This is a genomic window from Micromonospora sp. NPDC000442, from assembly GCF_042898635.1.
Lineage (GTDB): Bacteria > Actinomycetota > Actinomycetes > Mycobacteriales > Micromonosporaceae > Micromonospora.
Map to the genome: position 1 here is coordinate 54163 of NZ_JBIAYZ010000004.1, position 12760 is coordinate 66922.

The 12760-nt window shown below is 71.1% G+C and carries 12 protein-coding genes and 1 tRNA gene; 6 read left to right on the forward strand and 7 right to left on the reverse strand.

Annotated features, from left to right (window positions below; genetic code table 11):
* Positions 1 to 19: 19 nt before the first annotated feature.
* Entirely contained in the window at positions 20 to 1492 is a 1473-nt protein-coding gene (locus tag ACFY2A_RS07300; protein WP_387169581.1) for an MFS transporter, read from the forward strand.
* A 39-nt stretch (positions 1493 to 1531) separates the two neighbouring features.
* Here the strand turns inward: ACFY2A_RS07300 and leuA are convergent, their stop codons facing one another.
* From leuA to ACFY2A_RS07315, 3 genes are all read right to left on the reverse strand, one after another.
* On the reverse strand, positions 1532 to 3289 hold the full coding sequence (gene leuA / locus ACFY2A_RS07305; protein WP_387169583.1) for a 2-isopropylmalate synthase: 1758 nt from the start codon (positions 3287 to 3289) through the stop codon (positions 1532 to 1534).
* Positions 3290 to 3526: 237 nt separating this feature from the next.
* Positions 3527 to 4075 carry a nitroreductase family protein gene (locus ACFY2A_RS07310; RefSeq protein ID WP_387169585.1) on the reverse strand — a complete coding sequence of 183 codons (549 nt, stop codon included), beginning with the start codon at positions 4073 to 4075 and terminating at the stop codon, positions 3527 to 3529.
* A gap of 85 nt (positions 4076 to 4160) precedes the next feature.
* Positions 4161 to 4991, reverse strand: a complete 831-nt coding sequence (locus ACFY2A_RS07315) for a hypothetical protein (protein WP_387169587.1) — start codon at positions 4989 to 4991, stop codon at positions 4161 to 4163.
* Between the two features lie 222 nt (positions 4992 to 5213).
* Here ACFY2A_RS07315 and ACFY2A_RS07320 point away from each other — a divergent pair, with 222 nt between their 5' ends.
* Positions 5214 to 6479 carry an aspartate kinase gene (locus tag ACFY2A_RS07320; RefSeq protein WP_363917816.1) on the forward strand — a complete coding sequence of 422 codons (1266 nt, stop codon included), beginning with the start codon at positions 5214 to 5216 and terminating at the stop codon, positions 6477 to 6479.
* A gap of 5 nt (positions 6480 to 6484) precedes the next feature.
* Positions 6485 to 7546 (forward strand): aspartate-semialdehyde dehydrogenase, encoded by a 1062-nt coding sequence (locus tag ACFY2A_RS07325; protein ID WP_387169589.1) that lies wholly within the window; start codon positions 6485 to 6487, stop codon positions 7544 to 7546.
* Positions 7547 to 7726: 180 nt separating this feature from the next.
* On the opposite strand, the gene ACFY2A_RS07330 is transcribed toward ACFY2A_RS07325, so the two are convergent.
* Positions 7727 to 9145, reverse strand: a complete 1419-nt coding sequence (locus tag ACFY2A_RS07330; RefSeq protein ID WP_363917820.1) for a sensor domain-containing diguanylate cyclase — start codon at positions 9143 to 9145, stop codon at positions 7727 to 7729.
* A gap of 188 nt (positions 9146 to 9333) precedes the next feature.
* On the opposite strand from ACFY2A_RS07330, the gene ACFY2A_RS07335 reads away from it, so the two are divergent.
* Positions 9334 to 10113, forward strand: a complete 780-nt coding sequence (locus ACFY2A_RS07335) for a phosphodiesterase (protein ID WP_387169591.1) — start codon at positions 9334 to 9336, stop codon at positions 10111 to 10113.
* Between the two features lie 113 nt (positions 10114 to 10226).
* Positions 10227 to 10688: a hypothetical protein gene (locus tag ACFY2A_RS07340; protein WP_363917824.1), complete on the forward strand. Its 462-nt coding sequence runs from the start codon at positions 10227 to 10229 to the stop codon at positions 10686 to 10688.
* A gap of 39 nt (positions 10689 to 10727) precedes the next feature.
* Here the strand turns inward: ACFY2A_RS07340 and ACFY2A_RS07345 are convergent, their stop codons facing one another.
* The 3 genes from ACFY2A_RS07345 to ACFY2A_RS07355 form a co-directional block, all read right to left on the reverse strand.
* Positions 10728 to 11054 carry a hypothetical protein gene (locus ACFY2A_RS07345; protein ID WP_387169593.1) on the reverse strand — a complete coding sequence of 109 codons (327 nt, stop codon included), beginning with the start codon at positions 11052 to 11054 and terminating at the stop codon, positions 10728 to 10730.
* A gap of 135 nt (positions 11055 to 11189) precedes the next feature.
* Positions 11190 to 11266 (reverse strand) — tRNA-Pro (locus ACFY2A_RS07350).
* 66 nt (positions 11267 to 11332) lie between these two features.
* Positions 11333 to 12226 carry a metallophosphoesterase gene (locus tag ACFY2A_RS07355; RefSeq protein WP_387169595.1) on the reverse strand — a complete coding sequence of 298 codons (894 nt, stop codon included), beginning with the start codon at positions 12224 to 12226 and terminating at the stop codon, positions 11333 to 11335.
* Positions 12227 to 12251: 25 nt separating this feature from the next.
* On the opposite strand from ACFY2A_RS07355, the gene ACFY2A_RS07360 reads away from it, so the two are divergent.
* On the forward strand, positions 12252 to 12707 hold the full coding sequence (locus tag ACFY2A_RS07360) for a GatB/YqeY domain-containing protein (protein WP_363917830.1): 456 nt from the start codon (positions 12252 to 12254) through the stop codon (positions 12705 to 12707).
* Positions 12708 to 12760 lie beyond the last annotated feature (53 nt).

Below are 12760 nucleotides of genomic sequence, written 5' to 3' on the forward strand. Positions count from 1 at the left end.
GCACGGCAGATTGGTAACCATGCCCGAACCCTCGTCCGCCCTCCGCCTGCGCAGCAGCGCCGGCCGGGGCACCCTGGCCGCCGCCGTGCTGGCCTCCGGCATGGTCTTCCTGGACAGCACCGTGGTCAACGTGGCGCTGCCCCACCTCGGTGCCGATCTCGGCGCGTCGGTGGCAGGTCTTCAGTGGACCATCAACGGCTACCTGCTGACCCTCGCCGCGTTCGTCCTGCTCGGTGGGGCGTTGGGCGACCGCTTCGGGCGTCGGCGGGTGTTCCTGCTCGGCGTGGTCTGGTTCACCGTCGCCTCCATACTCTGCGGGTTCGCGCTGCGCACCGACTGGCTGGTGGCCGCGCGGTTCCTCCAGGGTGCCGGGGGTGCCCTGCTCACCCCGGGTTCGCTGGCGTTGCTTCAGGCCAGTTTCCATCCCGACGACCGGGCGAAGACGATCGGAGCGTGGTCGGGACTCTCCGGTGTCTCCACCGCGCTCGGGCCGTTCATCGGCGGTTGGCTGATCGACGCCCTCTCCTGGCGGTGGATCTTCTTCCTGAACGTGCCGTTGGCGGTGCTCGTCGTGCTGGCGACGCTCCGCTGGGTTCCGGAGAGCCGGGACGAGAACGCGTCCCGGAAGCGGGGCACCCGCCAGTTCGACGTGGCCGGCGCTCTGCTCGGCGCACTCGCCCTCGCAGGTGTCACGTACGCCCTGGTCGACGCCCCCGACCGGGGTCTGGACTCGCCGGCGGTGGTGGTGGCAGCCCTGGCCGGGGTGGTCGCCGCGGTGGCGTTTGTGGTCCTGGAGCGGCGCCGTGGGGAGACCGCGATGCTGCCCACCGGCCTGTTCCGCAGCCGGTTGTTCTCGGTGCTGAACTTCTTCACCGTGCTGGTCTACGCCGCTCTCGGCGGGTTCACCTTCTTCATCGCCGTGTACCTACAGAACGTGATCGGCTGGTCAGCCCTGCTCACCGGCCTCGCGTTGCTGCCGATGACCCTGCTGCTGCTGGTCGGCTCGCCGGTCACCGGTGCGCTGTCGACGAGGATCGGACCCCGGTTGCCGCTGACCGTCGGGCCGCTGCTGGCCGCCGTCGGGCTGCTGATGCTGCGCGAGATCGAGCCGGGGGCGTCGTACTGGCGGCAGGTGCTGCCCGGGGTGGCGATCTTCGGAGTCGGGCTGACCCTGGTCGTGGCGCCGCTGACCGCCTCGGTGCTGGCCGCCGTGAACGACCGCTTCGCGGGAGTGGCCAGCGGCTTCAACAACGCCGCCTCGCGGGTCGGTGGGCTGCTCGCGGTGGCGGCCCTGCCGTTGCTGGTCGGGCTGACCGGCACCGGGTACGAACAACCCGCGGAACTCACCGCCGCCTACCGTGGCGCGTTGCTCTGGTGTGCCGGCCTGCTGCTGGCCGGTGCCCTCATCGCCGCCCTGCTGGTGCACCGGCCGGCCCGTCGCCCGCCACCGGCCCAGCCCTGCCACTCGTTGCCGGTCTCCACATCGAGATGACGCGGGGCCCCGCACCAATGCGGAGCCCCGCGTGTCGTCTCAGCCTCGGGCGCGGTTGACGGCGCTGGTGACCGCCTTGATGGAGGCGGTGACGATGTTGGCGTCCATCCCGACACCCCAGACGGTGTTCCCCTGCACCTCGCACTCGACGTACGCGGCGGCCTGCGCGTCCCCACCGGAGGAGAGCGCGTGCTCGTGGTAGTCGAGCACGCGGACGCTCACACCGGCCGAGCCCAGCGCGTTGACGTACGCGTCGATCGGGCCGTTGCCGATCGCGGTGATGGAGCGGTCCCGTCCCCCGGTGTGGATCTGGGCGGTGATCTCGACCTTTCCGTCGGCGGTACCGATCGCGTACTCGGACAGCGCCACCGCAGGCTCGCGCTGGTGGTCGAGCAGGTACTGCCCGGCGAAGATCTGCCACATGGTGGCCGGGTCGACCTCACCGCCGTCGTGATCGGTCACCTGCTGCACCACGCCGGAGAACTCGATCTGGAGCCGGCGGGGCAGATCGAGCTGGTGCTCGGTCTTCATGACGTACGCGACGCCGCCCTTGCCGGACTGCGAGTTGACCCGGATCACCGCCTCGTAGCTGCGGCCCAGGTCCTTCGGGTCGATCGGCAGGTACGGCACTGCCCAGGTGAACCCGTCGACCGGTACCCCGGCCGCCGCCGCGTCGGCCTCCAGCGCGGTGAACCCCTTGTTGATGGCGTCCTGGTGGGAGCCGGAGAAGGCGGTGTAGACCAGGTCGCCGGCGTACGGGTGGCGCTCGTGCACGGGCAGTTGGTTGCAGTACTCGACGGCCCGCTTGATCTCGTCGATGTCCGAGAAGTCGATCATCGGGTCGATGCCCTGGGAGAACAGGTTCAGCCCCAGCGTCACCAGGTCGACGTTGCCGGTGCGCTCGCCGTTGCCGAACAGGCAGCCCTCGATCCGGTCGGCGCCGGCCAGCAGGCCCAACTCGGCGGCGGCCACCCCGGTGCCCCGGTCGTTGTGCGGGTGCAGGCTGAGTACCAGGCTGTCGCGTCGGGGCAGGCGCCGGTGCATCCACTCGATCGAGTCGGCGTACACGTTCGGCGTGGCCATCTCGACGGTGGCCGGCAGGTTGATGATCAGCTTGCGGTCCGGGGCGGGGTCGATCACCTCGATGACCTTCGCGCAGACCTCCAGTGCGTACTCCAGCTCGGTGCCGGTGTAGGACTCCGGCGAGTACTCGTAGAAGATCTCGGTGTCCGGGGTGTGGATCTCCGCGTACTTCTGGCAGAGCCGGGCGCCGCTGGTCGCGATGTCGGTGATGCCGTCCCGGTCCAGCCCGAACACCACCCGGCGTTGCAGGGTCGAGGTCGAGTTGTAGAAATGCACGATCGCCCGGCGGGCCCCGCGCAGCGACTCGAAGGTGCGGTCGATCAGGTGCTCCCGGCACTGGGTCAGCACCTGGATGGTGACGTCCTCGGGGATCAGGTCCTGCTCGATCAGCTGGCGGACGAAGTCGTAGTCGGTCTGGCTGGCCGACGGGAAGCCGACCTCGATCTCCTTGTAGCCCATCTGCACCAGCAGCTGGAACATCCGACGCTTGCGCTCGGGCGACATCGGGTCGATCAGGGCCTGGTTGCCGTCCCGCAGGTCGACCGCACACCAGCGCGGGGCGGCCTCGACGTGCCGGGTCGGCCAGGTGCGCTCGGGCAGGTCGATCCGGAACTGCTCCCGGTACGGCTGGTAACGGGTGTACGGCATCCGGCTCGGGCGCTGCCGCGCGATCGGATCGGAGTCGATGTCGGTGGTGCCGGCTGGGTGAGCCATGGCGGAGTTCTCCCGTGGTCATGTGACGTCAGCGGTGGAGGTCGGCAGCGAGGCCGAGGAGGATCCGGGAAATGCTGGCGGCGCGGTTCAACTCCGCGACGAGGTGCCGGCCGTCAGGCCTCGTCGCGGCGACCAAGGAGAAGGTGCGCCTGCCACATGACAGAGTGACACTACGTGATGGACGTCAGGTCTGGGAAGGCTCGTCCGGAATTTGGGACGAGATTCGCAAAGGCATCCTCAACGCGGGATGTTCGAGCAGCTCAGGAGCAGTTCGGCCAATGGCTGGCGGTGGCGTAGCGACGTCTCGCGGACCAGCAGATCGGCCGGGAGGCTGAACGGATCACCGAGTTGCCCGACCGCCGTCACCACGTACGGTCGCACCTCGGAGGGCAGATCGAGGTCGGCGACCAAACCGGGCCGGTCGAGCTCGGTCACCTGGCGAACGTGCAGCCCCAGCGCGGTGGCCTGCACGGTCAGGTGGGCCACCGCCTGCCCCAGGTCGTACGCCGCGAACGGGTTGTCGGTGGAGTGGTACGCGGCGAGCAGCAGCACGCTGGCCCGCCCGGCCCACCGCTGTTCGCCCGCCGGCAGGTTGACCAGGATCCGCTTGAAGGTCTCGTCCTCGCGGTGCCCGACGGCGAACCGCCAGGGTTGCCGGTTGTCGACCGAGGGCGCCCACCGCGCCGCCTCCAGCAGGGTCGTCACTTCGGCCGGCGTCAACTCCGCGATCGGGTCGAAGGAGCGGGGACTCCAGCGGAAGGCGAGCAGTGGAGTGAGGTCGGTCATGGGAAAAGCGTCCCGTATGGGCGTTTTGGTCGCACTGGTAGGGGGGTGCGAATGTGGGCAATGACACCCGTAACGGGATGAGTCGTCAGGGCGTTCCCGCGTGCTCGTCCGTACCGGTCGGGTCCGTGGCGGTCGGTTCCGTGCCGAGGGGCGTGGCCGGGTCCACCGGCGCGGCCATGCCCAGCGGCTCGCCCTCGACCACCGGACCGGGCAGTTGCACCGTGCCCGGGGCCGGCTCGGGTGGGGCGGCCAGCGTCAGCGTGCCGAACGGCGCCCGTACCGCAGTCGGTGTGCCGTCGGCGTCGAAACAGTAGATGCCGACGTCCAGTGGCGGGTTGATCGATGCCGCGGTGGTCTCCACCGAGTAGCAGCTGCCGGTCGCGTCGGCGGGTGCCATGGCCGGCGACACCGCCAGCGGGGCGCGGCGGTCGGTAAGCACGTCGAGCCAGTCGGTGAACGGGTGCTGCACGCGGGGATCCAGCCGGCGCGGCAGCGTGTCGTCCCGCTCACCGAGGCGTACGCAGCTCGCCGGCTCCGGTCGGGCGGCCGACGGCAGCCCACACTGGAACAACCCGTCCGCGATCGCGGCCAGCGTGATGTCGGCGGTGCCGCCGAGCGCCCCGCCCGGCACGTCCACCCGCCAACTGCCGTCGTTCGCGCTGGTGAAGACGACCAGACGGTCGGCGGCCCCGTCGGCCCGAAAGGTGTACCGGGCGACCAGGTGCCGGTCCTGCGCGGCCGCCGCCAGGGCGGCCAACTCGTCCCGCGCCGCATCCGGACCGGCCGGACGCGGCGCGGCGGTCGGCGGCGGTGCGGGGTCGGTGGGCGGGTCGGGCGAGCAGGCGGCGAGGAGTGCGGGCACGGCGAGCGCGAGCGCGACGGTCAGCTGACGGTTCGGATGATGGGCGGCGGGCACCCGGTCATTCTGGGCGTTGGGCAGGGCTCGGGACAGCCCCGGAAAGGCTGGCGTTTCCGGCGTGTCGCCGGCCACTTCCGCCGTGCCCCGGGGCCGGATGGTGGGATCACCTGACCTGGCGGTCAGAGACGCCCGATACCCTGAGGTCGTCCGACCCGCGCCGCCGGCCCCGGTGCCGGCGGCGTCGGCACGCTCAGGGCAACCGGGAGGGAGTGCACCGTCGTGGCACTCGTGGTGCAGAAGTACGGCGGGTCCTCCGTCGCCAACGCCGAGCGGATCAAGCGGGTGGCCGAGCGTATCGTCGCGGCCCGCAAGGTCGGCGACGACGTGGTCGTGGTGGTCTCCGCGATGGGTGACACCACCGACGAGCTGCTCGACCTGGCCAACCAGGTGAGCCCGTTGCCGCCCGGCCGGGAGCTGGACATGCTCCTCACCGCCGGCGAACGGATCTCCATGGCGCTGCTCGCCATGGCGATCCACAACCTGGGGTATGAAGCCCGCTCGTTCACCGGCTCCCAGGCCGGCGTGATCACCACGTCGGTGCACGGCCGGGCGCGGATCATCGACGTCACCCCGGGTCGCCTGAAGGGCGCACTGGACGAGGGTGCAGTGGTCATCGTCGCCGGATTCCAGGGCGTGTCGCAGGACACCAAGGACGTCACCACCCTCGGGCGGGGCGGTTCCGACACCACCGCCGTGGCGCTGGCGGCGGCGCTGCGCGCGGACGTCTGCGAGATCTACACCGATGTCGACGGGGTGTTCACCGCCGATCCGCGGATCGTGCCCAACGCCCGGCACATCAGGCAGATCACCTACGAGGAGATGCTGGAACTGGCCGCCTGCGGTGCCAAGGTGCTGCACCTGCGTAGCGTGGAGTACGCCCGGCGGGCCGGGCTGCCGATCCATGTCCGTTCGTCATACTCGACAAACACCGGCACCATGGTCACCGGATCGATGGAGGAGCTCTCTGTGGAGCAGGCACTGATCACCGGGGTCGCCCACGACCGTAGCGAAGCCAAGATCACTATCGTCGGGGTGCCCGACGAGCCCGGCGCCGCCGCGAGCATCTTCGACACCGTCGCGGGCGCTGAGATCAACATCGACATGATCGTGCAGAACGTCTCCACCGAGGGCACCGGCCGTACGGACATCTCCTTCACCCTGCCGAAGACCGACGGTCCGACCGCGATGGCCGCCCTGAGCAAGATCCAGGAGACGGTGAACTTCAAGGGCCTGCTCTACGACGACCATGTCGGCAAGGTCTCCCTGATCGGCGCGGGGATGCGGTCGCACCCGGGGGTGGCCGCCGGCTTCTTCGCCGCGCTGGGCCAGGCCGGGGTGAACATCGAGATGATCTCCACCTCCGAGATCCGCGTCTCGGTGGTCTGCCGGGACACCGACCTCGACGCGGCGGTCCGTGCCATCCACGAGGCCTTCGACCTTGGCGGCGACACCGAAGCCGTGGTGTACGCGGGGACGGGGCGGTAGCGCGGGTGGCCGGGCTGCCCACCCTGGCCGTGGTCGGGGCGACGGGGGCCGTCGGCACGGTGATGTGTGAGCTGCTCACCGGGCGGCGCAACGTCTGGGGCGAGATCCGGCTGCTGGCCTCCGAACGGTCCGCCGGTCGGAAGGTCCGCTGTCGGGGCGAGGAACTGACCGTCCAGGTCCTCACCGAGGAGGCGCTCGACGGCGTCGACGTGGCGATGTTCGACGTGCCGGACGAGGTCGCCGCCCACTGGGCACCCATCGCGGTCGGTCGCGGCGCCATCGTGGTGGACAACTCGGGTGCCTTCCGGATGGATCCCGACGTGCCGCTGGTGGTGCCCGAGATCAATCCGGAGCAGTTGCGTAACCGGCCCCGGGGCATCGTCGCCAACGCGAACTGCACCACCCTCGCGATGATCGTCGCGGTCGCCCCGCTGCACCGCGAGTACGGCCTGCGGGAACTGGTGCTCGCCTCGTACCAGGCGGTCTCCGGCGCCGGTCAGGGCGGCGCGGACGCACTGCACGACCAGTTGACCAAGGTGGCCGGTGACCGGCTGCTCGGTTCGCGTACCGGCGACGTGCGGCAGGCGGTCGGCGACGACCTCGGCCCGTTCCCGGCACCGCTGGCGCTCAACGTGGTCCCCTGGGCCGGCTCGCTGGCCGATGGCGGCTGGTCGTCCGAGGAGATGAAGATGCGCAACGAGTCGCGCAAGATCCTCGGGTTGCGTGACCTCAAGGTCTCCGCCACGTGCGTACGGGTACCCGTGGTGACCGGTCACTCGGTCGCGGTGCACGCCGTCTTCGCCACCGAGATCGACGCCGAGGGCGCCCGCGGCGTGTTGCGCAACGCGCCCGGCGTGATCGTGGTCGACGATCCGGCGGCCGGCGAGTTCCCGATGCCGATCGACGCGGTGGGCACCGACCCCTCCTGGGTCGGTCGGATCCGCCGCGCCGTCGACGACCCGAGGGCGCTGGACTTCTTCGTCACCGGCGACAACCTCCGCAAGGGTGCCGCCCTCAACACCGCCCAGATCGCCGAACTCCTCGCCAAAGACCTCACCCACCCCTGACACCCCCCACCCCGCCAGCCCCTCCCCGCTCGGCCCCACCCCACCCCGCTTGTGTTGACCATGAAGTTGTTGTCGGCCGAGAGCGCTCTCCGGAGCAATAACCTCATGATCAACAGGTGGGGCGAGGCGGGGAGTGGGCGGGGGTGGGGTGCAGGGGGTGTAGGGGGTGTAGGGGGTGGGTTAGGCGGCGGAGAGGTGGACGCCGTCGCGGCCCTGTCGTTTTACCGCGTAGAGGGCCTGGTCGGCGCGGCGCAGGGCGAGCTCGGGTGACTCGCCGGGGCGGGGGAGAGCCACTCCGATGCTGATTGTGCGACCCACCCGGCGAGCCGCCTCGGTGAGCCGTTCGGCGACGCGTACGGCTTCCTCGGGGCGGCTCACCTCGATCACCGCGACGAACTCGTCCCCGCCGATCCGGTACAACTCATCGCCCTGGCGCAGCGCATCCTCCAACGCCCGGGCGAGCCCGATCAGCACCCGGTCGCCCACCTGGTGGCCGTACGTGTCGTTGACGGCCTTGAAGCCGTCCACGTCGATCGCCAGCAGGGCGGTGCGACCCGGCGTCACGGTGGCGATCCGCTGCCCGAACGGGCCGGTGTGCCGCAGCCCGGTCAGCGGGTCGGAACTGGCCTGCTCGCGCAGCCGTTCCAGGGTGCGTAGCCGGTCCAGGCAGCTCCACGCCTGCCCGGCCAGCAGCTCCAACAGGTTGACGGTGGTCGGGTCCGGCCGCAGCAGCCGCTCGTCGGCGACCAGCAGCACCCCACCCCGCTCCGGCGGCCCGAACGGCACCGCCACCAACGTGCTGACGCCGACCCGGACCAGCGGCTGATGCTCGTCGGTGGGTGGATGACCGGCCTCACCGAGGGTGTAGCCCGCCCCGTAGCGGTGGGCCCGGTCGATGATGCGCCCGATCGCCGAGGCATCCAGCTCGGCCAGTTCGGTACGCATCCGGGTCTCCAACTCGCCCGGGGCGACGGTCGGGGCACCCAGTCGCGGGCCGCCCCGGCCACCGAGCAGCAGGACGGCCGCGGCGAGGGTCGACACGTCCCGGGCCGCAGCGATCGCGGCCGTCATGAGGTCCCACTCGGTGCTGGCGGCGGTCATCGCCGAGACGTGCCGGAGCAGCTTCTCGCTGCGGCTCTCCGCCGGCCCACCGAGTGCCGAGATTCGGGCGCCGAGGCGGCCCGCGACCCGTTCGGCGACCACCCGCCAGGAGGCGAGGTCGGCCGGCCCGGTCCACTGCAGGTCGAGTACGCCGATGGTCCGGCCCGCCGGATTCAGGACCGGTACGCACACCTCGGCGGTGACGTCCGGGCGTACCGGGATGTGCGCGGCGTCGGCGGCGACGTCCGGGACGACTGTGGAACGCCCACCGGTGTAGACCCGCCCGACGATGCCGGCGTCCGGCGCGACGGTGGCGAAGACCTGCCAGGAACCGGTGGCGGCGACGCAGCGGAGCCGGCCGTGCACGTGCAGCAGGACGGCGATCGTGGCAGGGGTGTGCCGGGCGAGAGCGTCCACGGCCGCTTCGCAGACCTCGGTGACGGTCGACGCCATGGGCAGGCGGACCGTGACGTCACGGATGACTCGCTGGTGATCCACTCGCACGTCGTTCCAGGTCGGATCGGTTCCCGGTGGCGCCGGGTCGCGGATCAAGCGTACTCACGCGGGACTGAGAGCCGGCTGTGGTCGTACACATGTGCTATCCACAGGATGTGGACACGGCCGGTGGGGCCACGCGCAGGGCGCGGCGGCGATAGCGTGGGGATCTCCGGTCGAGTGGAGGCCCGATGCTCATCGCCCACCTCAGCGATCCGCACCTGACCACCGGCGTCCTCGGTGCCGAGCCGGCTGCCGGCCTGCACCGGGCGCTCGGCCGGGTGCTGGCGCTGAACCCCCGGCCCGACTGCGTGGTCATCACCGGCGACCTGGCCGACCACGGCCGTCCCGACGAGTACGCCGTGCTGCGCGAGGTGCTCGGGCGGTTCCCGCTGCCGGTGCACCTGGTCACCGGCAACCACGATGACCGGGAGTCGCTGCTCGACGCCTTCGGCGGCACGCCCTGGCTCGGCGGCGGCTTCTCCGCGCACTACCAGGTCGACCACCCTGCGGCGACCGTGGTCGTGCTCGACTCCCTGGTCCCCGGCTCGGACGGCGGGCGGCTCGGCGAGGAGCAACTCGCCTGGCTGGACGGGGTGCTGGCCGCACGCCCCGACGTGCCGGCCGTGGTCTGCCTGCACCACCCACCGATCGAGGTCGGCATCCCGATCGCCGACTCGATCCGGCTCGCCGACGGTGCCGAGCTCGCCGAGGTGCTGCGCCGACACCCCCATGTGGTACGCGTCGCCGCAGGCCACCTGCACCGTCCGGTGACCGCCACCTTCGCCGGCACGGTGCTGTCGGTCGCACCGAGCACCTGGCGGCAGTCGACGCTGACCATGAGCGACGACGAGCGGATCGGGTGGGTCGCCGAGCCGACCGCCCTGCTGCTGCACGCGGTGTCCGGGGCGGGCTGTGTCACGCACACCGTCCAGGTAAGCCACACCGCCGGCATGACCTGCGGCTTCTGAACTGTGCACCGGGGCGGAGAACGACGTGGATCACTATCGTGGTTCGCTGAGGTTGCCGGTGGTTGCTCCGGGCCGTCCGACTCGACGGCCCAGCGGGACGGAGGGGTGTCGGGATGAGGCGTGGTCTTGCGGTGCTGGTGGTGGCCCTGCTGTTGAGCACTCCGGTGGTGACCGCCTGGCTCGTCGGCGACCTGACCGGTGAGGCGGCCCGGCGGCTCGCGGCCGAGGGCGAGTCGCTCGACTACGCGGTGGAGCCGGTCAGCCTGGGCGCGACCGGCGACCGGGTCCTGGTGGTCGTGGCCAGCGCGCTCATGCTGGTGTCGCTGGCGCTGCTGATTCGCGCCACAGTCACCCGCAAACTCGATCCGCGCTTGTGGTTCGCGCTCGTACCGCTGATCGTCGCCGGTGTGTTGATCGGGCTCGCCTGGCGGATCGTGACCGCCGGAGCGATCGGTGCGAACATCGGTGCCGGCCTCGTCGTTCTCGGCGGTGGCCCGGTGCTCCTGATCCTCCTCGGCATCGCCGCCGTACAGATGGCTCGGCTGCGCCGCGAGCATCGCCGCCGGGTCGGCTGAGGCGGGCGAGCTTCGGCGTCGGCAGGCCGAACCAGGACGTCACTGCAGTGGAGGGGGAAAGGGCACCTCTCCGCTGAGCGCCTTCGCGGCCAACTCCACCCGCTCCGGGTGGCAGGCGCGATCTTCGAGCGGGTGACCGGCCACGTTGATGCAGCGTTGACCGGGCAGGGCGGCGCAGATCGGGCATTGAATAAACAGCCCGCCCGACGGCACCACCTCGATGCCCTGTGCCAGAGCCGCTCTGCCGATCTTGACGATTGCCTGGTAGAGGGCTTGATCCTGGTGACGTGCGGCGGCATTGGCAACCTCCCGCATGCCCTCCCAGAACCGTTCGCGGGCGTCCGGCTCGTCCACGTCGATGCGCATGATCGGGCATCCCCGCCGACCCACCGGCCAAACCTGGCCCCCGGGAAACTCACCGCGCCCGATGCGCTGGCCGGCGAAGGCGTTGCCACAGCACGAAAAGAGGGGCACATCCAGCGACTGGATGTGCCCCTCACCTGGTCGGGGTGGCCGGATTCGAACCGACGACCTCTTCGTCCCGAACGAAGCGCGCTACCAAGCTGCGCCACACCCCGAGGCGTGCCGACAAATAGTAGCCCACCCGTCCCGAGGCTCAAACTCGGTACCCGGGGCGCGGGCGGTCAGCGCGGGATCAGCGTGAGCAGGCTGGCCTCCGGGGGGCAGGCGAACCGGACGGGGGCGGTCGGGTGGGTGCCGAGCCCGGCGGAGACGTGCAGCCAGGAATCCGATCCGGGCCAGCGGTGCAGGCCCTTCGCCATCGACCGGGGCAGTCCGCAGTTGGTCACCAACGCTCCTACCCCCGGTACGCACACCTGGCCACCGTGGGTGTGCCCGGCGAGCAGCAGCCCGAAGCCGTCGGCGGCCATGTCGTCGAGCAGCGCCGGCTCGGGGGAGTGGGTGAGCGCGATGGAGAGGTCGGCGGTGGGGGAGACCGGCCCGGCGACCGAGGGGTAGTCGTCCCGTTCGACGTGGGGGTCGTCCACCCCGGCCATGTCGATCGCCCGGCCGCCGGCCTTGACCGTGCTCCGCCGGTTGTTCAGGTCGACCCAGCCGGCCCCGACGAGCACGTCACGCAGTTCCTCGGAGGGCAGCTCGACGCCCTCGGTGTACTCCCGGTCGGGCAGGAAGTAGGTGAACGGATTCTTCCAGACCGGCCCGGTGTAGTCGTTCGAGCCGAACACGAACGCACCCGGGTAGTCGAGCAGGGGTTGCAGTGCCCGCAGCACCCCCGGCACCGCGCCCGGGTGCGCCATGTTGTCTCCGGTCACCACCACCAGGTCGGGGTCGAGGGCGGCCAGCGAGGCTACCCACTGCTGCTTGCGTACCTGGTTGGGGGTCATGTGCAGGTCCGACAGGTGCAGCACGCGCAGCGGCTCGGTGCCGGTCGGCAGCACCGGCACGTCGAAGCGGCGGAGGGTGAACATGTTGCGCTCGACAAGGGAGGCGTACGCCAGGGCGGCGGCACCCGTCGCGACGGTTGCGGTCGCGAGCCGGAATAGTGTGCGCTTTCGCATGCCGATCAGGGTAGTTTGACCGTCCATGAGCACGCTGAAGGACCGCCTCACCGCCGACATGCGCGCCGCCCTGAAGGCCCGCGACGAGCTGACCACCTCCACCCTGCGAATGGCCCTGGCCGCCGTGGGCACTGCCGAGGTCTCCGGCAAGGCCAAGCGGGAGCTCAGCGACGACGAGGTGGTGGCCGTGCTGACCAAGGAGGCCAAGAAGCGCCGCGAGGCCGCCACCGCCTTCGCCGACGCGGGCCGCACCGAGCAGGCCGCGAGGGAGAGCGCCGAGGGTGAGGTGTTGGACCGCTACCTGCCGAAGCAGCTCTCCGACGCCGAGCTGACCGAGCTGGTCACGCAGGCGCTCACCGCGGGCGGCTTCACCGGCAAGGCCCAGATGGGCCCGGCGATGAAGGCGGCTCAGGCTGCGGTGGCCGGCCAGGCCGAGGGAGGCCGGGTGGCCGCCGAGGTACGCCGCCAACTGGGCCTCTGAATCGTCCTGCCGCGCACCGGCCGCGTACGCCCTGCTGCGGTGTTGACCGGAAC